The sequence below is a fragment of the Halomonas sp. MMSF_3323 genome, assembly GCF_030733595.1.
Taxonomy (GTDB): domain Bacteria; phylum Pseudomonadota; class Gammaproteobacteria; order Pseudomonadales; family Halomonadaceae; genus Halomonas; species Halomonas litopenaei.
The window spans coordinates 24,051-44,636 of sequence record NZ_JASHIT010000041.1 but is presented as its reverse complement, the minus strand read 5'-3'; the positions used below and the strand labels follow the sequence as shown (position 1 = coordinate 44,636).

The window sequence follows — 20,586 nt, the reverse complement described above, 5'->3', positions numbered from 1 at the left end:
ATGGCCAAGGCCAAGAGCGCCTTCGTGTGCACCGAGTGCGGTGCCGAGTACCGCAAATGGCAGGGGCAGTGTTCCAGCTGCCAGGAGTGGAACACCTTGACCGAGGTGCGTCTGTCCTCGCCTGCCAGAAGCGGGTCGAGCGCCGGCGCGACGGCGCGCGGTGGCTACGCCGGCAGCCTGTCGCGTGAGGTAGTGGATCTGGCCAACGTGGATCTGTCGGAGGTGCCGCGGTTGTCGTCGACCTTTGCCGAGTTCGACCGCGTACTCGGTGGCGGTCTGGTGCCGGGCTCCGCGGTGCTGCTGGGCGGCCACCCCGGGGCCGGCAAGTCCACCTTGCTGCTGCAGACCGCCTGCAAGCTGGCTCAGGAGCGCAGCGTACTCTACGTCACCGGCGAGGAGTCGCTGTCCCAGGTGGCGATGCGCGCCCACCGCCTGCAGTTGCCGACCCAGGGACTCAAGATGCTGGCGGAGACCAGCGTCGAGACCATCCTGGCGGTGGCCGAGCGCGAGCGCCCCGAGGTGCTGGTGATCGACTCGATCCAGACCATGCATCTGGAGGACATCTCGTCGGCGCCGGGTGGTGTGGCCCAGGTACGCGAATCCGCGGCGGCACTAACCCGTTTCGCCAAGCAGTCCAGCACGGTGCTGCTGCTGGTCGGCCACGTCACCAAGGACGGCAGCCTGGCCGGGCCCAAGGTGCTCGAGCACATGATCGACGCCTCCCTGTTGCTGGAAGGCGGCGCCGATTCCCGCTTCCGTACCCTGCGCGGCCAGAAGAACCGCTTCGGTGCGGTCAACGAGCTGGGCGTCTTCGCCATGCTGGAACACGGCATGAAGGAGGTGAAGAACCCCAGCGCGATCTTCCTTTCGCGTCAGCAGGAGCAGGCCCCCGGCAGCCTGGTGATGGTGGTGTGGGAAGGCACCCGGCCGATCCTGGTGGAGGTGCAGGCGCTGCTCGATGAGTCGGCGCTGGGCAACCCGCGCCGCGTCGCGGTAGGGCTGGATGCCAATCGCCTGTCGATGCTGCTGGCGGTGCTGCACCGTCACGGTGGCCTGTTTACCGGCGACCAGGACGTCTTTCTCAACGTCGTCGGCGGGGTCAAGGTGCTGGAGACCAGTGCCGACCTGGCGGTATTGCTGGCGGTGGTGTCGAGCCTGCAGGGCAGGGCACTGCCGCGCGAGCTGGTGGTATTCGGCGAGGTTGGCCTGTCCGGGGAGATTCGCCCCGTGCCGAGCGGCCAGGAGCGTATCGTCGAGGCCGCCAAGCACGGTTTTACCCGCGCCATCGTGCCCCGGGGTAACGCTCCCAAGAACTCACCGGCGGGGATGGAGGTGGTGGCGGTGGACAAGCTCGCCGACGCCCTCGAAGTGCTGTAACTCCATCCATGAACTGATCACCAGGGCGCCAGACCATACCCTGATCACAGCCTGTTACCCGGGATGTGATCAGGACGATGGTGACTGCGCCGTGCCGATTCCGCCGGTCCTGCTGGTGTAGAATGGGCCCATCATTGCCAAGGAGACTTCCATGAGCGCCATCCGCTTGACCCAATACAGTCACGGTGCCGGCTGTGGCTGCAAGATCGCCCCCGATGTGCTCGACAGCATCCTGGCCAAGGCCGGTCCGGGAGCGAGCCACTCGAAGATGATCGTCGGCAACCAGGGACGCGAGGACGCCGCCGTCTTCGACCTGGGCGACGGGCGCGGCATGATCAGCACCACCGACTTCTTCATGCCGATCGTCGATGACCCCTTCGACTTCGGCCGCATCGCCGCCACCAACGCCATCAGCGACGTCTACGCCATGGGCGGTGACCCGGTGATGGCGTTGGGCATTCTGGGCTGGCCGCTGGACAAGCTGGGCGCGGACATCGCCGGTGACGTGGTGGCCGGGGCTCAGGCGGTATGTCGTGAGCTGGGTCTGGCGCTGGCGGGCGGCCACTCCATCGATGCCCCGGAGCCGATCTTCGGTCTCGCGGTCAACGGTCTGGTGGAACTCAAGCACCTGAAGCTCAACAAGGGCGCCAAGCCCGGCGATCTGCTGTTCCTGACCAAGCCGTTGGGGGTGGGCATGCTGACCACGGCGGAGAAGCAGGGGCTTCTGGAAAGCGGTCACCATGGCCTGGCGCGGGAAACCATGCTGATCAGCAACCGTATCGGTGCCGCCCTTGCGCGCATCGAAGGGGTGCGTGCGATGACCGACGTCACCGGCTTTGGCCTGGCTGGCCACCTGTCCGAGGTGTGCGCGGCCAGTGGCGTGGCGGCTCGCATTGACTTTCGCCGCCTGCCGCGCCTGGCCGAGGCCGAGGCTTACCGGCGCCAGGGCGCGGTACCCGGCGGCACCCGTCGTAACCGTGACGCCCTGGGGGCCAGCCTGCCGCAGATGGATGAGGCCCACTGGCAGTGGCTGTGTGATCCGCAGACCTCGGGCGGTCTGTTGATCTCGGTACACCCGTCCTGGGAGGACGATGTCGAGCGGGTCGGCCGCGAGTTCGGTATCGAGCTTGCACCCTTCGGCGAGGTCGTCGAGGCCAGCGGTGAGGCGCTGATCGAGGTGCGCGGATGAAGTTGCCGCTGGTCCCGGCGGATCCCGCCCTGCTGGTCGAGGGGCGCACCTTGATCGACGTGCGGGCGCCGGTGGAGTTCGCCCAGGGCAGCCTGCCCGGGGCGGTCAACCTGCCGCTGATGAACAACGAGGAACGCCATCAGGTCGGGATCGCCTACAAGGAGTCCGGCCAGCAGGCCGCCATCGCCCTGGGCGAGCGGCTGGTGTCCGGCGAGATCAAGGCCGCACGCATCGAGGCCTGGAAGCGCCAGCTCGAGGCGGCCCCGGACGCCATCATCTACTGTTTTCGGGGTGGGCTGCGCTCGCAGATCGCCCAGCGCTGGCTGCTTGAGTCCGGCGTCGAACGACCGCGCATCGAGGGTGGCTGGAAGGCCATGCGCCAGGCGTTGTGCGCACGCATCGATGACGCCGCCGCCCAGCCCATGCTGGTGGTGGGTGGCCTGACCGGCTGCGCCAAGACGTCCATCGTGCAGGCCCTGGACAACGGTCTGGATCTGGAGGGCTGCGCCCGTCACAAGGGCTCGGCCTTCGGCCGCCATCCACTGATCGCCCCCAGCCAGATCGACTTCGAGCACGCCATGGGCCTGCGACTGCTGTCATTGCACGGGCCGCTGGTGCTGGAAGACGAGTCGCGCCACATCGGCGCGGCCAATATACCGCTCGAGTTCTGGCGCGGAATGGAGCCGGCGCCGAGGATCCGCGTCGAGATGCCGCTGGACTGGCGCCTCAACCAGATCCACAAGGACTACATCGACGACCTGTGGACGATCTATCGCCATCAGTTCGGTGAGCGCCTCGGCTGGTCACTGATGCGCAAGCAGTTGTCGACGGCGCTGGGGCGACTGAAGAAGCGCCTGGGGAGCGCGCGACTGGCCCGCCTGCAGCGGCTGCAGGCGCTGGCCTTCCGCGAGCACGAGGCCGGCAACCGCCAGGCCCATGAGGCCTGGCTGGCGCCTTTGCTTACCGAGTACTATGACCCCATGTACCGCTACCAGCTGGAGAAGCACTCCGAGCGTCGCTTCCTGCATGTCGGTGACTGGGACAGCTGCCTCGAGTTCGCCAAGACCTGGAGCCAGCAGCAGCGGGACGCGGTGGCGAATTAGACGTCCGGTGCTGTGCGCAGCCACTGGCTCAGCAGGCGATCCAGCAGCGGCGCCAGGGTATCCAGTCGCCGGGCCTCGGCAAGGATCGTTTCTGGCGACTGGGTCCTGGGGCTTGCGTCGGCGCCTTGTGGCAACGGCATCGTCTCGAGAAAGGCCGTCAGGCTCTCCTGGTGATGATGCAGGTGGCAGGCCAGGCCAACCACCCGGCCGGCGTCCCAGGCGAAGCCGAGTACCGGGCTTGTCGGCGTGCCGCCCAGCGGCAGGGCGTCATCGGGTAGTCCGAACACCTGGCGATGCCACAGCAGGGCGGGGAAGTCGTCGGGCAGGTCGAAGGGGCTGTCGTCGGCCAGGCTGACGGTCTGCCAGCCGGCTTCGGCCTGGGTGCCACGGCCCACCGGAGCGTCCAGCGCTTCGGCGATGCGCCGGGCGCCGGCGCCGAGCCCGAGCAGCGGCTTGTGGCCGTCGAGCATCTGGTCGATCAGCTTGCGTTCGGCCTTGAGCCAGGGTGCCTGGTCGCGGTCCTCGAGATCGTCGAGGATGATCAGGGCGTCGCAGTCCCCGGGGCGCGGCACCAGCTCACCGTCGTAGAGGTGGAAGACGGTGAAGCTGTGGCCCATGCTGGCAAGCCAGTCGCCGATGCGTGCGGGGCCCAGGTCAGGATGGTGCTTGAGCAGATGAAGGTGCATGGGGGCCTCGCTCAGACTGAGGGTGGGCGGCGCCATCCCTCGATGAAAATGCAACCAGAACGAAAGGTTACATGAATCCGGACGTCCGAGAACAGATTCTTACCATCATCAGCGAGATTCCTTCGGGGCGGGTGACCAGCTACGGACGCATCGCCGCCATGACCGATGGGGCCAGCGCACGCATGGTCGCGCGGGCGCTGCGCGATCTGCCGTCGGGGCATGAGCTTCCCTGGTTCAGGGTGGTGACGGCCTCGCGCAAGCTCGCCGACCATGGCGGAGCCGACGAGCAGCGCAAGCGTCTGATCGATGAAGGTGTGGCCTTCGATGAGCGTGGACGGATCGCCCAGGAGCGCTTCTGGCCTTGAGTCGCCCAGTCCGCTTTCGGCCATCGCCGTTTTCCCGACATTCGACACGCGACCCTCGACTCTCGCCCCTTGAACCTTGAATAAAGGGACCGGCAGCCCGTTTATTGCCAGCACAGGAGCCATCATGGCAAAGCCAGGATTTCACCAGCGCCTGCAGGCGCTGACTCTACGTCAGCAACAGGCCTTCATGGCCGCGTTGACCGAGCGCATGCTGCCCAACTATGCGCTCTACGCCGATACCAGCGGTCACGGGGATCTGGCGGGCATGAGGGCGATCCTCGACCTGGTGTGGGAGCAGTTGACGGTCAAGGACGCCAAGATCGACTTCGATCTCCAGGCCGAAAAGCTCGGCGAGCTGGAGCCTCCTCAACAGGACGACAGCTTCGGCGCCCGTCGTGCCCTCGATGCGGTGGTCGCGCTATCGGCGATCCTCGATACCCTGAGAGGCGATGCGCCGGACGCGGTGCTTGAGGTCAGCAAGGTCTCGAAGGCGGCGGTGCGCTCCTTTATCGAGCTGACCGAGGGGGAGGATGACGCCGAAAAGCTCGCGCAACTGGTCAAGCAGCACCCGTTGATGGAAGACGAGAACGACTTTCAGGATGCGGCGCTGGAGGCGGCCGAGGAAGAGCCGAGCAAGAAGCACGTCAAGGCGTTGAGAAAGCTCGGACGCAACGGTGGTGTCAGCAATCTGGGGCTGACCCTGGACTGAGGTCGGTTTCAGTCCGTACAAACGACCACCCCCGCCGGGCTACCCGGCGGGGGTGGTTGGTTGCTGGCTCTGCAAGCCCTGGCTGAAGAGCCAGCCAAAGGCGTCGGTCAGAGGCGCATGGTGATGCCCTTGTCGGCCATATAGCGCTTGGCCTCGGGGATGGTGTACTCGGCGAAGTGGAAGATGCTGGCCGCCAGCACCGCATCGGCGTGGCCTTCGGTCACGCCCTCGACCAGGTGGTCGAGGTTGCCGACACCGCCGGAGGCGATGACCGGCACCGCCACCGCATCGCTGATGGCGCGGGTGACGCCCAGGTCGAAGCCGGCCTTGGTGCCGTCGCGGTCCATGCTGGTCAACAGCAGTTCGCCGGCGCCGTACTCGACCATCTTCTTGGCCCATTCCACCGCGTCGAGCCCGGTGGGACGACGGCCGCCGTGGGTGAAGATCTCCCAGCGAGGGGCTTCGCCTTCCTCGCTGACGCGCTTGGCGTCGATCGCCACCACGATGCACTGGCTACCGAAGCGCTCGGCGGCTTCACGTACGAACTCAGGGTTGGTCACCGCTGCGGTATTGATCGAGACCTTGTCGGCGCCGGCGTTGAGCATGGTGCGGATATCGTCGCAGGTGCGGATGCCGCCGCCTACCGTCAGCGGGATGAACACTTCGCCGGCGATGCGCTCGACCATCTCCACCGTGGTGTCGCGGTCCTCGTGGCTGGCGGTGATGTCGAGAAAGGTGATCTCGTCGGCGCCCTGCTGGTTGTAGCGCTGCGCCACCTCCACCGGGTCGCCGGCGTCACGGATGCCGACGAAGTTGACACCCTTGACCACTCGGCCGGCGTCGACGTCGAGACACGGGATGATGCGTTTGGAAAGAGCCATGGAGCCTCCTCAGCCTTGGGTCAGTTCGTCGCACAGGCGCTGCCCTTCGGCGACGTCCAGGCTGCCTTCGTAGATGGCGCGTCCGGTGATGGCGCCGAGAATGCCCGGCTCGCCAGCCGCCACCAGGGCGCGCAGGTCATCGAGGTTGGTCACGCCGCCGGAGGCGATGACCGGAATGCCACCGTCCCGGGCCAGGGCTGCCGTGGCCTCGACGTTGACGCCGTTCATCATGCCGTCGCGAGCGATATCGGTGTAGACGATGCTGGAGACGCCGTCGTCGGCAAAGCGCTTGGCCAGATCCACCGCCATCACCTCGGACACCTCGGCCCAGCCGTCGGTGGCCACGCGGCCATCATGGGCGTCGAGGCCGACGATGATATGGCCGGGGAAGGCGCGACACATTTCGGTCACGAAGTCAGGCTCCTTGACCGCCTTGGTGCCGATGATCACCTGGGAGACGCCGGCCTTGAGGTAGTGCTCGATGGTCTCGGCGCTGCGAATGCCGCCACCGATCTGGATCGGCAGGTCGGGGTACTGGCGGGCAATGGCGGTCACCGCCTCGCCGTTGACCGGACGCCCCTCGAAGGCGCCGTTGAGGTCGACCAGATGCAGGCGCCGCGCGCCGGCCTCGACCCAGCGAGCGGCCATGGCGACGGGGTCGTCGCCATAGGTGGTGGCCTCGTCCATGCGGCCTTGCTTGAGACGAACGCACTGTCCGTCCTTGAGATCGATGGCGGGAATTACCAGCATGTTGTGTCCTCGGGGTGCCTTTTCAGGGGCGTGCCAGTGTGATCGATGCAGGCAGGGCGTAGGCCGTGCCGATGCAGATGTCGGGCGGCGGCCAGGGCAAGCGAGCGCCTGCCCAGCCGGCGCTCAGGTCTGGGTCAGGGGTTCCACTGGACAAAGTTCTCGAGCAGCCTGAGGCCGGCGCGAGCGCTCTTTTCCGGGTGGAACTGCACCGCAAAGGTGGCGTCACGACCCACCGCCACATGGGCGCTGACGCTGCCGTAGTCGGTGGTGCCGAAGACCTCGGCGTCATGCTCGGCGGCCACATAGTAGCTATGCACAAAGTAGAAGTGCGAGCCGGGCTCGATACCCTCCCACAGCGGGTGGGCGTTGGGCTGCGCCACCAGGTTCCAGCCCATGTGCGGGACCTTCAGGCGAGCGCCGTCACTGTCCTGCATGTCCAGCGGAAACCGCTTCACCTGACCGGCGAGGTGGCCCAGGCAGTCGATGCCGCCGTTCTCGTCGCTGTGGTCCATCAGCATCTGCTGACCCACACAGATGCCCAGCAGCGGCTTGGACTGGCTGGCCAGCAGCTCGCGAACCAGGCCGCTGAGCTCGGTACGCTCCAGTTCGCCCATGCAGTCGCGGATGGCGCCCTGTCCCGGTAGCACGACACGGGTCGCGCCCTGGATCGAGCGAGCGTCGCGGGTCACCAGCACGTTCTCGTGGGTGACGTGTTCCAGTGCCTTGGCGACGGAATGGAGGTTGCCCATTCCGTAGTCGATGACGGCAATGGTCATGAAGCGCTCCTTGGTGGTTGGCCCGGAGGGGCGCCGCTGCCGGCGACCGCCTCGCTTGGTGTCTTGTCGTCTTGTTGCTGTTGGACCGCAGCCGGCGGCGTTAGAGGCTACCCTTGGTGGAGGGCAGCTTGCCGGCCATGCGGGGGTCCTCGGCGGCGGCCATGCGCAGGGCGCGGCCGAAGGCCTTGAAGATGGTTTCCGCCTGATGGTGGGCATTGAAGCCCTTCAGGTTGTCGATATGCAGCGTGACCTGGGCGTGATTGACGAAGCCCTGAAAGAACTCCCAGAAAAGCTGGGTGTCGAAACGCCCGATGGTGGCGCGGGTGAACTCGACGTTCATGGACAGGCCGGCACGGCCGGAGAAGTCGATGACCACCCGGGACAGTGCCTCGTCCAGCGGCACATAGGCGTGGCCGTAGCGATAGATGCCGCGCTTGTCGCCGATGGCCTGGTTAAACGCCTGTCCCAGGGTGATGCCGAGGTCCTCGACGGTGTGGTGGTCGTCGATGTGCAAATCGCCGTTGACGCTGATGTCCAGGTCGACCATGCCGTGGCGGGCCACCTGGTCGAGCATATGGTCGAGGAAGGGAACCCCGCTTTCACCCTTGAGGTTGCCCTCGCCGTCGAGGTTGAGGGTGACGCTGATCTGGGTTTCCTTGGTGTCACGGCTGACCGTGGCAATACGCTCGGACATGTCGTCTCCTGCGCTCACGCGCATGTCGGAATTGGGGGCCTTGTTTCTAAGGTGGGCCGGTCGCGGTGCTAGGCGCACAAGACAGCCATTATAGTGAATCGGCACCCCCATCCGCTACAATGCAGCCATTCCAGTGGCGGCCGTCGCCGCCCTCCGGCCAAGGGAGACAGCGTATGCCGGTGACCCTCTTTCGCGTCGACCAGGATGTCTGGGACGCCGATGAACAGGTGCGGATCGATCTGACCCGCATTTATGCCGATGCGCCGGAGGAGCGCATCAAGCTCCCGCCGGGAGCCTACGTGACCCGCCAGCTTGAACATGGCTTCTTCTGGGCGGCGCGCTTCAATGATCGCCTGCTCGGCGCCGTCGCCGTCAGTCCTGGTGACGGGCGCTGGCGCATGTTCGACCTCTGTGTTCGCAAGACCACTCGCCGGCGCGGCGTGGGCTCGCGCCTGCTGGCGCTGATCAGCGCTGCCGCCAACCGTGACGGCGTGGCGCTGAGCGTGGCCGGTTCGCAGCTGACCCTGGCCGACCAGATGCTGCTAAAGCGTCTGGGCTATCAACTGACGCGAAGCGGCGATGATTTCCAACTCGATCTGCCCACCGGAGAAAGTGGCAAATGAAACGACTCGTAAGAACCCTGCTGGCGGTCGTCGGCGTCCTCGCCCTGGTCACGGTGGGCGCGGTGGTCTACGTCACCACCTTCTTCAACCCCGAGGACATGAAGCCGAGGCTGGTGTCCGTGGTGAAGGAGCACACCGGGCTCGAACTGTCGCTGGAAGGCCCATTGGAGTGGTCCTTCTATCCGCGCATTGGTGTCAGCGTGGCCGAGGCCGAAGCGCGCCTGCCGGATCAGGCGGATGACGCCCAGGCCTTTGCTGCCTTCTCCGAGGCCTCGGTCAGCCTGGCGTTCACACCGCTGTTGCGCGGCGAAATCGCCATCGATGGCCTGACCCTGGATGGACTGTCGCTGAATCTCGAGCGCGACAGTGATGGCACCGGCAATTGGGAGGCGCTGCTCGAACGCCTCGAAAACAGGGCCGATGACGCCGAAAAGGCGCTGGCGCCGGCCAGCGCAGGCCCCAACCCGGATGATGAAGGCGGTCTGTCGGTGGCCCTGAACATCGCCAGCGTCGAGGTGACCAAGGGCCATCTGAGCCTGGTCGATCATCAGGCCGGCCGCGAGTGGCAGGCCGAGAAGCTCACCATCAACGGTAGCAACGTCAATCCGGATACCGCCTTTCCGCTCAGCTCCACCTTCCAGCTGAAGGTGTTCGACCAGCTCGATGGCGGCGGTGAGGGCGAAACAACGGAAGAGCGCACCCCTGGCCTGCAAAGCGATGTCACCCTGGAGAGCGACGTCAATCTGGGTCTCGCCGACAGCCGCCACGTGCTCAGCGACGTGACGCTGGAGACCAGTACTCTGCTGGCCGGTGCCTCGGAACCCCAGGAGGCGACCCTGACCAGCGACGAGGTGGTGCTGAACCTTGGCGAGCAGCGTCTGCACATGGCGCCGAGTCAACTGGACGCCAGCCTGCTGGCACCCCAGTTAGGCGAGAAGCGTGTGGCCATGACGCTTTCGTTCCAGCTGGAGTCGGACTTCGGCGCCGGTACCGCTCAGCTGCGCGATATCGCCTTGAGCGGCCCCGAAGGTCTGTCGATCAAGGGGAATCTCAACCTGAAAGAGCTGAATTCGGCGCCACGCTATGACGGCCAGGTGCGTCTGGCACCGTTGTCGCTGCGTGCCTGGCTTGCGCGCATGGACGCCATGCCCAGCATGTCCAGCGACGAGGCGCTGTCGGAAGTGGCGCTGACCAGTCCGGTGGAAGGCACCCTCGAGCAGCTCTCGCTCAATGGCCTGACGCTGGTGCTCGATGACAACACCTTCTCCGGTTCCCTCGGCGCACGCTTCGATGGCACCCGGGTCGATCTCGATCTGGAAGGCGACCGCCTCGACGCCGACAGCTATCTGCCGCCGCCCGAGCAGGACACCGCCGCCAACGGCATTCCCGGTATCGCGTCGGCGCTGGCCCAGGACCAGGACGGCGCACCGGCGATCCTGCCGAAAAGCTTTCTGGCCGGGCTGGACGAGAGCGTATCGCTGGCGCTGGGTCAGCTGATCCTGGGCGGCCAGCGCTACCAGGATGTGTCCTTGAGCATGCAGGGCGAGGGTGGCAGGCATCGTCTGACCGGCTTCGAAGCGGGCTTCCATGAAGGTCGGCTTAAGGCCACCGGGGTGATAGACGCCAGCGGCGATGACCTCGCCTGGCAGCTGGCGCCGGAGGTCGAGGGCGTGCGTCTGGAGTCATTGCTGACATCGCTTGGGCAGGAGCCCGCCCCGCTCAGCGGCTCGCTGCATGCCAGTGGTGAACTGACCACCCGCGGCAACGCTCGCCATGAGCTGACCCGTAACCTCAACGGCACCCTGGACACGCGGATCAACGAGGGCAGCATTCCCCGCGCCAATATTTCGCGTCAGCTGTGTACCGCCGTGGCGCGCCTCGAAGGCGAGCAGACCACCCGCGAGTGGAGCGAGAACACCCGCTTCGAGAACATCAGCGCGCGCTTCACCATCCGTGACGGCGTCGCCCAGAACGACGACCTGCTGATCACCCTGCCGGGTATCGAGGTCAGTGGTGGTGGCCAGCTCGATCTGGGCAGCCAGCGTTTCGATGCCGACGGGGCGGCGCGCTTTGTCGACACCGCCGATGCCGCCTGCAGCGTCAATCGGCGTCTCGAAAAGGTGCCCTTCCCGGTGCGCTGCGAAGGCAGCCTGGAGGGTGACAGCAGCCAGTGGTGCGGCTTTGACGCCGACGCCTTCAAGGCCAATCTGGGCGAGCTGGTCGCCGAAGAGGCCCGCTCCCGCGTCAACGAGGAAGTCGAGGAGCGGCTGGGCAAGGAGCTCGAACGTCTCGACGAACGCATCGGAGAAGAGGCGGGCAAGGAACTTCGTGACGCCGTCCGTGGTCTATTTAATTGAGCATCAAGCAAGCCAGTCACTGCGCCGACCTCCGTGTCGGCGCTTTTTTTCGTGTCTGACTTTTGAGTGATGATAACTAATTGGTTTTATGAAATATTTATCAGAAGTCTCTGGCCCTGACAGTCGGGCGAAAGGCGACAAGGATAGCGGTCGAGTGTCGCCGCTGCTCAGTACAGAGGTGTTTTCGCGGCGCCTGCTCGACTGGTTCGATGTGCACGGTCGCCACGATCTTCCCTGGCAGCATGATCGTACTGCCTACCGGGTGTGGGTCTCGGAAATCATGCTGCAGCAGACCCAGGTTGCTACCGTCATTCCCTATTTTGAGCGGTTCATGCAGCGCTTTCCTGATGTGAAGGCCCTCGCCGAGGCCAGCCAGGATGAGGTCCTTCATCTGTGGACCGGGTTGGGCTACTACGCCAGAGGCCGGAATCTGCACAAGGCGGCCCGAGTCGTGGTGGAACAGCATGCAGGCGAGTTTCCCACCGACAGCCTCGATGCCATGGCCGCGCTGCCAGGTATTGGCCGCTCGACCGCCGGGGCGATCATCGCCCAGAGCACCGGTAGGCGAGCCGTCATTCTGGATGGCAACGTCAAGCGCGTACTGACGCGCCTGCACGCGCTGGAAGGCTGGCCCGGCCGGCCAGCGGTGGAACGCGAGCTCTGGCACCTGGCCGAGCACTACACGCCGGAACAGCGAGTGGTGGATTTCACCCAGGGCATGATGGACCTTGGGGCGACACTGTGCCGCCGTGGCCAGCCGGACTGCGAGCGCTGCCCGTTCGCCGATGTCTGTGTGGCCCGCGCCCGAGGGGAGCAAAAGCGCTTCCCGGAGTCCAAGCCGAAGAAAGCGATCCCCTTGCGCCATACCCGCATGCTGGTGCTGAGCGACGAGGCCGGGCGCATCCTGCTGGAGCAGCGGCCTTCCCAGGGGCTGTGGGGCGGGCTGTGGGGGCTTCCCCAGTTCGACAGCGACGCCAAGATCGATGCCTGGCTCGATACCCACGCGCCAGGAGCCGAGCGAGACGAGCCTTGGTCGAGCTTCGTCCATGTGTTCAGTCACTTTCGCCTGGAAATCACGCCGGTGCCGGCACGTGGCGGGCGAGTCGATGGCGTCGCCGAGGGGCGGCTGTGGTACGACCCCCTGGCGCCGGAGTCGGTGGGACTTGCCGCACCGGTAAAGAAGCTGCTCGCCTCACTTGCTCCCTTTGCCTTGAGCCAGCCACCGTCGCGTTGACGTCGGTGCTGCCCCCCGCGCTGATCTTGGCGCACAGGGAGCCTGGGACGAGCGCCACGGCTCTGCAGCAACAGAACGCTTAAGTCTGGGCGGGGCACACTGCTATCCTCGTGCCAGCAGGCCACACCGTAGCCAGCAGGCCGTACCATAGAAAGGAGACCGCCATGAGTCAGACCGTGTTTTGCCGCAAGTACCAGAAGGAGCTCGACGCCTTGCCCTTCCCCCCGCTGCCGGGCAAGAAGGGGCAGGAAATCCAGGCGAGCGTGTCACGCCAGGCCTGGGAAGAATGGCAGGCGCTGCAGACCCGTCTGATCAACGAGAAGCATCTGAACATGATGGACCCGGCTAACCGCGAGTACCTGATGGAGCAGATGGAACGCTTCTTCGACAATGAAGAGACCGACCGCGCCGAGGGCTATGTTCCGCGTGACGCCTAGCCTTGCGACGCCTTGAAAAGCGCTCGCCATCATTTTGAAAGAAAAGGGGTTGACGGAAAACGGAGGAATTGGTTTAATACGTCGCGTTGGCAAGGGGCCAGATAGCTCAGTTGGTAGAGCAGGGGATTGAAAATCCCCGTGTCGGCGGTTCGATTCCGTCTCTGGCCACCAACTCTGCTGGGGTATCGCCAAGTGGTAAGGCACCGGTTTTTGGTATCGGCATGCGCAGGTTCGAATCCTGCTACCCCAGCCACGCCAACCCCGTTTCGGGTGAGACGCCCAAGGCGTAACACCAGAGCAGCAAGCGACCTTCCGGTCGGCCCGAGCCGGCATAGCTCAGTTGGTAGAGCAACTGACTTGTAATCAGTAGGTCCCGGGTTCGACTCCTGGTGCCGGCACCATCTAAAGCAGTGCAAAATCAGCTACTTACGAGCAAGAGTGGAATCCCCACCTGGCGTGTCAGTAGTCCTGACAGCTTCGTGAAATAGAGACAGATCATCAGCCTCACACTTGTTTCCATCTGGAACCGAGGTGAGGTTATGCGCGTTGTATCTGTTATTTCGACCAAGGGCGGGGTCGGCAAGACCACCGTCACTGCCAATCTGGGCGGCCTCCTGGCCGATGCGGGCCTCAAGGTCCTGTTCATCGACCTGGACAGCCAGCCGACGCTCTCCAGCTACTACCCCCTTCGTACCGAAGCCCCCGGCGGCACCTACGAGCTGATCGCGCTCAGCGACACGGCGCCCGATCGCGTCATATCGCAGACGGCCCATCCCAACCTGGATGTGGTGATCTCCAACGATCACGCCGGCCAGCTCCCTCAGCTGCTGCTCAACGCCCCGGATGGCCGCTTCCGGCTAGCTCAGCTGCTCTCCAACCTGTCGGGTTATGACCTCATCCTGATCGACACCCAGGGCGCACGCTCCATCACCCTGGAGATGGCGGTTCTCGCCTCCGATCACGCTCTCTCTCCCATCACCCCCGAGTTGCTCTCCGCCCGCGAGTTCGTGCGCGGCACCGTTGGCCTGCTGCGCGATCTTGAAGCGCTCAGCCAGTTCACCCACCTCTCCGTTCCCCCCGTTTCCGTACTCGTGAATCGCCTGGATGAAACCGCCGATGCGCGGGGCATCCACCAGACCCTGGCAGAAATGTTCGCCGCCGGTGAGCAAGGCGTCACCGTCATGCAGAGCACCATCCGCGCTGGTGTCGCCTTCCGACAGGCGGCCAGCGCCGGCCTGCCGGCTCACCAGTTCGAGCCGCGCAAGCCCGCCGGCCGCAAGTCACTTTCTGCTGCCGACCAGGTCAAGGCGATGGCCCGTGAGCTCAACCCCGACTGGCAGCCGCTGATCGACGCCATGGTTAGCACCACCGCTATGCAGGGAGGCTGCCACGATGAGTGCCATTGAGAATCTGGTCGAACTCCGGGTGGCAGAAGAGCGCCCGGAAGCCGGCTATCTGCCTCCGCACAGCCTGGAGGCGGAGCAGTCGGTGCTGGGCGGTCTTTTGCTGGATAACGCCATGTGGGACGAGGTCGCCGACCGCCTGGCCCCTGCCATGTTCTATCAGCAGGCTCATCGTCTGGTGTTCCAGGCGATCCAGGGGCTGGCCGAGCGCGACCAGCCGATGGACGTGGTGACGGTCTCCGAAGCACTGGAGGAAGCCCACCAGCTGGATCAGGTGGGGGGGCTCGCCTTTCTGGCAGAGCTGGCCCGTAATACGCCCAGCGCGGCCAATGTGGCGGCCTATGCCGAGATCGTGAAGGACCGCCATGCGCTGCGTCAGCTGATCCACACCTGCTTCACGCTGAACCAGCAGGCACTGAATGCTCAGGGCCGCACAGCCGCCGAGCTGATCGAGGAGGCCGAGCAGAAGCTCTTCGCCCTGACGGAGGAACGCCATGAGCGGCTGAGCTCCATGAAGGAGATGCTGGGGGAGGCCATCAACGTCATCGATCAGGCCTTCAATGCGCAGGGTGGGGTGACGGGGATCCCGAGCGGCCTGAGCGAGCTGGACGCCATGACCGCGGGCTGGCAGCCGGGGGATCTCATCATCCTGGCCGGCCGCCCCTCCATGGGCAAGACCGCCATGGGGCTCGGCTTTGCGGAGCATGCCCTGATGGCAGAGGAGGCTGCCGGTCCGGTGTTCATCTTCTCCCTGGAGATGCCCGAGTCGCAGCTGATGCTGCGGCTGATCGCCAGCCTGGGCAATGTCTCCCTGCAGAAGCTGCGCACCGGAAAGATGGAAGATGAGGACTGGCCCAAGGTAACCGCCGCGGTTAATCGGCTCACCCAGCTGGACGGGAAGCTCTTGATCGATGATGCCTCGGGCATCACCGCTTCCAGCCTGAAGGCCCGCGCTCGTCGCATGACGCGGCGCTTCGGGCGCCCCTCCATGATCCTGGTGGACTATCTGCAGCTGCTTCAGGAGCCGGGCAGCGAGAATCGTACCCTCGAGGTGGGCAAGGTCAGCCGCATCCTCAAGGAAACCGCCAAGGAGCTGCGCACTCCGGTGATTGCGCTGTCGCAGCTCAACCGCTCCCTGGAGACCCGCCCCAACAAGCGCCCCTGCATGGCCGATCTGCGCGACAGCGGCGCGCTGGAACAGGATGCCGACGTCATTGCCTTCATCTACCGCGACGAGGTCTATCACCCCGACAACGAAGAGAGCCACGGCCTGGCCGAGCTGATCCTGGGCAAGCAGCGCAACGGGCCCACCGGCACCGTGCACCTGGCGTTTCAGGGGGAGTCGGCGCGCTTCAAGCCGTTGGCCTGGCAGCATCAGGAGGTGACCCCATGAGCCAGTATCGCGTGCACACACCCGAACCCCGTTCCCGACTTTCACAGGCTCTGGCTCAGGTCATGAACGAAACCCGCCAGCGTCAGCTTGAGGCTGAGAAGGAAGGGCTCCCAGCCCTTGAGCATCTGATCCGCGTGGCCGAGGGCCACAGCGGCCAGTCCCACCACCTGCGCCGCCTCCTGCTCGGGCTCTACAACGGTTACCGCTGGCCCTTTGAGATGCAGCGGCTTCGCGGGCTCGACCCTGACTTGCAGGAGGGCGCCCTCGCGGTGATCCAGATGGCCACCTATAGCGGCCACGAGATCCACACCTTCATCGAGGGCGGTGATGCCTTGCTGAAACGCTTCTGGGAGATCGAGGAGGGCAACGATGAGTAAGTCGCTGTCGGCAGCACGAGGGTGCAAGGGGATGCAGCGCCTGCTGCGCTATGCCGCCACCCGGGGGTGGGAGGTGCAGCGTACGAGCGGTGGGCACCTGAGGTTCAGCAAGCCCGGCTGTGCGCCGGTTTTCACCTCCTTCACCACCAAGGACCGCCGTGCCGAGCTCAATGCACGCTCGCAGCTGCGCCGGGCGGAGGGGCAGCAGAGGGGCCGCCATGACGAGTGATGCCACTGTCATCAGCACCCAGGCGCCGTTAGCCGGCGCCCTCTCTGCCCGCTTCGTCACCGAGGAATACCGCCGATGAAACGCCCGACCGACCAGCAGCTTCGCGAGCGCCTGATGCAGCCCGGCCCCAAGCGTCAGGGGCAGCCCGTGGATGCCGTGACCCCGCCCGATCAGGAGATGGCCGTCTGGGTCACCCTGGACATGCTCAAGCCCTACGAGCACAACCCCCGGCAGGTTCAGAACCCCAAGTACGAGGAGATCAAGGCGTCGATCCGTGCCGCGGGCCTCAAGCACAAGCCCCCTGTCACCCAGCGGCCGGGGGAGCAGCACTACACCATCTGCGACGGTGGCAATACCCGCCTGCAAATCCTGCGCGAGCTCTATGAAGAGACCGGCGAGTCGCGCTTCCACGCCTTCTATGCCCTGTACCGACCCTGGCAGTCGGAAGTGAAGATGCTGACCGGGCACCTCAGCGAGAACGACAACCGCGGCCAGCTGCTCTGGATCGAGCGTGCCAAGGGCGTGGTGGACGCCAAGGCGATGTATGAAGAGGAGAGCGGCAACACGCTCTCGCAGCGCGAGCTGGTCAAGCGTCTGGCCGAGGACGGCTACCAGGTCGCCCAGAGCCATATCAGCAAGATGCTCTATACCGTCGAGCATCTGCTGCCCACCCTGCCCAACAGCCTTTACAGCGGCCTGGGGCGGCCACAGGTCGAGAAGCTGATCAGCTACCGGGAAGCCTGCCGACTGCTCTGGGAGCGCTGTACCGAGGAGGTCACGCTCGAGGGCTTTGGCGAGGCGTGGCACCAGACCATGGCCTGGTTCGATGACGAGGGCCAGACCGAGATGAACTGGAGCATGGTGGTGGACCGGCTGTGCGGCATGCTGGCGGACCACACAGGGGTGCACTTCAACGTCTGCGAGCTGACCCTCGATAACATCGTCACCTACCGCAAGCGCCGCTGGGACCTGGAAGAGCATCAGGCTTTTGAAGCCCTGGATGTAGAGCTGCAGCAGATGCGCGACCCCAACGCCCAGCCGCCCTCGCTCTATCCGCCGCTGCCCGAGCCCGCCACGGGCGGCGCGCCGGTGGCGAAGGGGCCCGTTTCTGATCCTGGCCGTGAGCCTCAATCTCAGCCTCAATCCGACTCCCAGGCCGAGCAGCTGCCATCGCCTCGCACCCTCAGCAGAGATGCGCCTACCGACGATGAGAGAGCAGAGAGCGCCGAGCTGATCCGGCTGCGTGAGCAGGTTGCCGCGCTGGAGCGCGAAAAGCAGCAGCAGAGCGAGTCACCGTCTCCCATGGCGCCGGTACTCAGCGAGCCGGCATCGGAGGCTGACTCAGGGCCCATGGTGGCACCCGCAGAGGAGGCGTGTGACTGGCCAGAGGGTGCTGCGCGGACGGAGGCCGAGCGGGCTGCCCGCCTCGAGGGGCTGACCCAGTCCCGCTGGGAAGAGACTCCGGGGAAGCGCGGCTACCGTCACCATCTGGCCAGCGAGCTCGGCGTGCCCAGCTTCGACTTCGAGCAGCTGGCCCCCCTGGCGGTACCGGTGCTCTCCGGCGAGACCACCCCGCCCATTGCCGACGTCTGGTTTATCGAAGGCGTCGAGGATGAGCCTCGCTCACTGCATATTCGTATCCGGGAACTGGTGCAGGTCATCGCCCGCTGGGGCGGCTTCGGCGGCAGCGATGTGGTGATCGCCGATGACGACGGCATCGGTTTCGACCTAAACCCGCTGCCCGAGTCGGCCGACCGCCGTGCACGCTTCGCCTGGCAGGCGCTGGCCAGCCTGCGCGGCGAGCTCAATCCCGAGTACCCCGCCGATGCCACCCTGTGGGGAGCGCTGCTGGGCACCCATCGGGAAGAGGGCGCTGAGAGCGCCTGGGACGATGCGGTACTGCTTCGTTTCTTCCGTCTGGTGCGGCTGATTCGCCGCCTTCGTGAACACCTGCAGGGACAACAGGAGGCCCAGTCATGAGCTCTTCATCCGCCAACCTGAATCAGGCGCTGCTCAGCCAGGTCATGGGGTTTCTTCGTGAGGGCAATATGCGCCGTGCGCTGGCCCTCGGCTTCAGTGAGGATGAGCTGCGGACCCTGCGGCGGCTGAGAGCGAGCGATATCGACTCGCTGGCCTGCGCAGGGCCGGTGGTAGCGCGCTTCTCGGTGGATCACGCCGCACTGCGCGGCGTCCTGGCGCGCATCGATCGTGACCAGGACCGTGAGACTCTGATCGACCGCTGCCTGAGGCTGGGGGCCAGCGTCAGCATGATGGGAGCGTTCTTCGGCCTGACCGGCAACGACTGCTCGACGCGCCGTCAGCTGTTGGGCATCGCGCCGCGCCAGGGGCGGCTGGCGATGCCGTCGGAGCAGGCTGAGCACGATGCCTGGGAGCGCTGGCAGCATATCGCCCTGGACCCCAAGGCGACCGATGACCTGCAGGGTATGGTGACCCTCGCCGAGGAGACCGATATCCCGCTGGCGGTGGTGTGGCACCTGGTCAAGCAGTGGGTCGACCCCGGCCAGCCGCGCACGGCGCCGCCGGCCGAAGAGTGGGCGTCACCTGAAGGAGAGCGGTGATGGTGCAGCTTCGCGATGCCACTCGGAAGAGGCTGGATCGCCTGATTGGCCAGGCGGCTTCCGAGATGACCCAGCGCCGGGGCGAGTCCCCGGCGTCCTCCGTTGTGAACGGTGAGGTTGCGCAGTCTGGAGAAGCCGCATCCTCGGGCCTCGATGGACTGCTGTTCTTCGGGAACCCCCATGAGACCGTGCCGCGGTCTCTGCTGCTGGATCCTCGCCTCGGGCACGTCGACAAGCTTGGCTGGCAGATGATGCGGATGCTGGTCAATCCGGACCGAACCACGGCGGTGCCGACCTATGACGAGCTGCAGCCCTTGCTGCGGGGGGCGCCGGGCCAGAAGGCATCGAGGGCCACGGTCGCCCGCGTTATCGCTGTGCTTCGCCTGACCCGCTGGGTCAGCCTCGGGCACCGGGCGCGCAACGAGCAGAACGGCCGCATTATCGGCAACGTCTATATCCTGCACGACGAGCCGCTCTCGCCCGCGGAAGCTTCGGTGCTGGATGCCGACTACGTGGAGTATGTGTGTCGCTGCCTGGATCACCAGAACAAGGTGGTCAAGGCCGTTGCTGCCATGGTGCTCGAGGAGCTCCAGGAGGCGGGAGCCCTGCATGAGCTGCCGACGCGTCTCGATACCATGGCCTCTCGGCCCAGGCAGGCCCAGCGCCGGTCGCCTGACAGGCATGACGCTGCCCAGTTCTCTACCGTGACTGACCAGAAGAACCAGGGCAGGCAGCCGAGTTCTCAGCGAGAACCCGGCCGAGTGTGCCGAGAGAACTCCCCTGGTTTTCAGAGAGAACCAAGTCTGGAGTCAAAGGCTTACCGGGCTGTCGAGGCAGTTTTCGATGAAAACTCGGGCAGTTCTTCCCGTACAGTACGTACTTCACACTGTGTAAAACCTACAGGTACTTCAGCCGTGAACCTGCACTGGCCGGCATGTCTCTCGATGGATGAGAGCGAACGCCAGGCGACTCAGCTGCTGATGGCTGAGCTGGCCGGCGACACCCAGCAGGCGATTCTCGACGAGGCGGCAGGGCGCGTGAGCGGTGGCTCGGTGCGAAACCCCAAGGGCTTCCTGCGAGGGCTGATCAAGCGAGCCATCGGCGGCGAGTTCGTGGCGACCGGCTATGCCCAGGCTCAGGCGAAGCGCCGGGTGGGGAGGGCGCCACAGGGGTCTTCCGCTGCCGCCGAGCAGCCGGCAGCTCGAAGCGTGCCGCCGTCCCCCACCCGTACAGCGGAGCCGTCGATTGCCGAGCCGAGCACCACCTCGCCCGAGGAAGCCCAAGCCGCCCGAGAGCAGTGTCTGCGCTCGCTGGGGTTGTGGCCATCGGCCGGGAAAAACCCACTCAGCGGCCATTAACGATTCCCCTGTCTTCCCCGCATCAACTGATTGACAGTGCCTGCCGTACCGCGGACACACATCAGC

21 protein-coding genes and 3 tRNA genes are annotated in these 20,586 nt (G+C 65.6%); 19 read left to right on the top strand and 5 right to left on the bottom strand.

What is annotated here, in order from left to right; translation table 11 throughout:
• From radA to mnmH, 3 genes are all read left to right on the top strand, one after another.
• Entirely contained in the window at positions 1–1,377 is a 1,377-nt protein-coding gene (radA, locus tag RBB39_RS18565) for a DNA repair protein RadA (protein WP_045994661.1), read from the top strand.
• A 151-nt stretch (positions 1,378–1,528) separates the two neighbouring features.
• Positions 1,529–2,566: a selenide, water dikinase SelD gene (selD, locus tag RBB39_RS18560; RefSeq protein ID WP_045994662.1), complete on the top strand. Its 1,038-nt coding sequence runs from the start codon at positions 1,529–1,531 to the stop codon at positions 2,564–2,566.
• The gene (mnmH, locus tag RBB39_RS18555; RefSeq protein WP_306169258.1) at positions 2,563–3,669 is read left to right on the top strand and encodes a tRNA 2-selenouridine(34) synthase MnmH; all 1,107 of its coding nucleotides are present in this window, start codon (positions 2,563–2,565) and stop codon (positions 3,667–3,669) included. The genes selD and mnmH overlap by 4 nt, the downstream gene beginning before the upstream one ends.
• Here mnmH and RBB39_RS18550 read toward each other — a convergent pair.
• Positions 3,666–4,355, bottom strand: a complete 690-nt coding sequence (locus RBB39_RS18550) for a type 1 glutamine amidotransferase (RefSeq protein ID WP_108131591.1) — start codon at positions 4,353–4,355, stop codon at positions 3,666–3,668. The genes mnmH and RBB39_RS18550 overlap by 4 nt on opposite strands.
• A gap of 71 nt (positions 4,356–4,426) precedes the next feature.
• Between RBB39_RS18550 and RBB39_RS18545 the strand changes: the two genes are divergently transcribed.
• Complete coding sequence (locus tag RBB39_RS18545) at positions 4,427–4,720, top strand: MGMT family protein (protein ID WP_045994664.1); 294 nt, start codon at positions 4,427–4,429, stop codon at positions 4,718–4,720.
• A 124-nt stretch (positions 4,721–4,844) separates the two neighbouring features.
• Positions 4,845–5,429, top strand: coding sequence for a YjaG family protein (locus tag RBB39_RS18540; RefSeq protein ID WP_045994665.1), 585 nt, complete (start codon positions 4,845–4,847; stop codon positions 5,427–5,429).
• A gap of 107 nt (positions 5,430–5,536) precedes the next feature.
• Here the strand turns inward: RBB39_RS18540 and hisF are convergent, their stop codons facing one another.
• From hisF to hisB, 4 genes are all read right to left on the bottom strand, one after another.
• Positions 5,537–6,310 carry an imidazole glycerol phosphate synthase subunit HisF gene (hisF, locus tag RBB39_RS18535; RefSeq protein ID WP_045994666.1) on the bottom strand — a complete coding sequence of 258 codons (774 nt, stop codon included), beginning with the start codon at positions 6,308–6,310 and terminating at the stop codon, positions 5,537–5,539.
• Between the two features lie 9 nt (positions 6,311–6,319).
• Positions 6,320–7,060 (bottom strand): 1-(5-phosphoribosyl)-5-[(5-phosphoribosylamino)methylideneamino]imidazole-4-carboxamide isomerase, encoded by a 741-nt coding sequence (gene hisA / locus RBB39_RS18530; protein ID WP_108131090.1) that lies wholly within the window; start codon positions 7,058–7,060, stop codon positions 6,320–6,322.
• A 134-nt stretch (positions 7,061–7,194) separates the two neighbouring features.
• Positions 7,195–7,836 (bottom strand): imidazole glycerol phosphate synthase subunit HisH, encoded by a 642-nt coding sequence (hisH, locus tag RBB39_RS18525; RefSeq protein WP_045994668.1) that lies wholly within the window; start codon positions 7,834–7,836, stop codon positions 7,195–7,197.
• 100 nt (positions 7,837–7,936) lie between these two features.
• Entirely contained in the window at positions 7,937–8,530 is a 594-nt protein-coding gene (hisB, locus tag RBB39_RS18520) for an imidazoleglycerol-phosphate dehydratase HisB (protein WP_045994669.1), read from the bottom strand.
• Positions 8,531–8,703: 173 nt separating this feature from the next.
• Here hisB and RBB39_RS18515 point away from each other — a divergent pair, with 173 nt between their 5' ends.
• The 14 genes from RBB39_RS18515 to RBB39_RS18450 all read left to right on the top strand — a co-directional run bounded on the left by RBB39_RS18515 (position 8,704) and on the right by RBB39_RS18450 (position 20,520).
• Positions 8,704–9,153 (top strand): acetyl-CoA sensor PanZ family protein, encoded by a 450-nt coding sequence (locus RBB39_RS18515; protein ID WP_045994670.1) that lies wholly within the window; start codon positions 8,704–8,706, stop codon positions 9,151–9,153.
• Complete coding sequence (locus RBB39_RS18510; RefSeq protein WP_222568444.1) at positions 9,150–11,510, top strand: AsmA family protein; 2,361 nt, start codon at positions 9,150–9,152, stop codon at positions 11,508–11,510. The genes RBB39_RS18515 and RBB39_RS18510 overlap by 4 nt, the downstream gene beginning before the upstream one ends.
• 154 nt (positions 11,511–11,664) lie before the next feature.
• The gene (gene mutY / locus RBB39_RS18505) at positions 11,665–12,744 is read left to right on the top strand and encodes an A/G-specific adenine glycosylase (protein ID WP_306169257.1); all 1,080 of its coding nucleotides are present in this window, start codon (positions 11,665–11,667) and stop codon (positions 12,742–12,744) included.
• Positions 12,745–12,908: 164 nt separating this feature from the next.
• A complete protein-coding gene (locus tag RBB39_RS18500; protein WP_045994673.1) occupies positions 12,909–13,181 on the top strand; it encodes an oxidative damage protection protein in 273 nt (90 codons plus the stop codon).
• Between the two features lie 95 nt (positions 13,182–13,276).
• Positions 13,277–13,352 (top strand) — tRNA-Phe (locus tag RBB39_RS18495).
• 7 nt (positions 13,353–13,359) lie between these two features.
• Positions 13,360–13,434: transfer RNA gene (locus RBB39_RS18490), tRNA-Gln, on the top strand.
• A 72-nt stretch (positions 13,435–13,506) separates the two neighbouring features.
• A tRNA-Thr gene (locus RBB39_RS18485) sits at positions 13,507–13,582 on the top strand.
• A 138-nt stretch (positions 13,583–13,720) separates the two neighbouring features.
• Positions 13,721–14,587: a ParA family protein gene (locus RBB39_RS18480; protein WP_045994674.1), complete on the top strand. Its 867-nt coding sequence runs from the start codon at positions 13,721–13,723 to the stop codon at positions 14,585–14,587.
• Positions 14,574–15,977: a replicative DNA helicase gene (gene dnaB, locus RBB39_RS18475; protein ID WP_045994675.1), complete on the top strand. Its 1,404-nt coding sequence runs from the start codon at positions 14,574–14,576 to the stop codon at positions 15,975–15,977. The genes RBB39_RS18480 and dnaB overlap by 14 nt, the downstream gene beginning before the upstream one ends.
• Positions 15,974–16,354: a hypothetical protein gene (locus tag RBB39_RS18470; RefSeq protein WP_253028365.1), complete on the top strand. Its 381-nt coding sequence runs from the start codon at positions 15,974–15,976 to the stop codon at positions 16,352–16,354. The genes dnaB and RBB39_RS18470 overlap by 4 nt, the downstream gene beginning before the upstream one ends.
• On the top strand, positions 16,347–16,583 hold the full coding sequence (locus RBB39_RS18465; protein ID WP_045994676.1) for a hypothetical protein: 237 nt from the start codon (positions 16,347–16,349) through the stop codon (positions 16,581–16,583). The genes RBB39_RS18470 and RBB39_RS18465 overlap by 8 nt, the downstream gene beginning before the upstream one ends.
• Before the next feature lie 75 nt (positions 16,584–16,658).
• A complete protein-coding gene (locus tag RBB39_RS18460; protein ID WP_045994677.1) occupies positions 16,659–18,563 on the top strand; it encodes a ParB family protein in 1,905 nt (634 codons plus the stop codon).
• Positions 18,560–19,162, top strand: a complete 603-nt coding sequence (locus tag RBB39_RS18455) for a DUF2857 domain-containing protein (RefSeq protein WP_023004696.1) — start codon at positions 18,560–18,562, stop codon at positions 19,160–19,162. The genes RBB39_RS18460 and RBB39_RS18455 overlap by 4 nt, the downstream gene beginning before the upstream one ends.
• Complete coding sequence (locus RBB39_RS18450) at positions 19,162–20,520, top strand: STY4528 family pathogenicity island replication protein (protein ID WP_045994678.1); 1,359 nt, start codon at positions 19,162–19,164, stop codon at positions 20,518–20,520. The genes RBB39_RS18455 and RBB39_RS18450 overlap by 1 nt, the downstream gene beginning before the upstream one ends.
• Positions 20,521–20,586 lie beyond the last annotated feature (66 nt).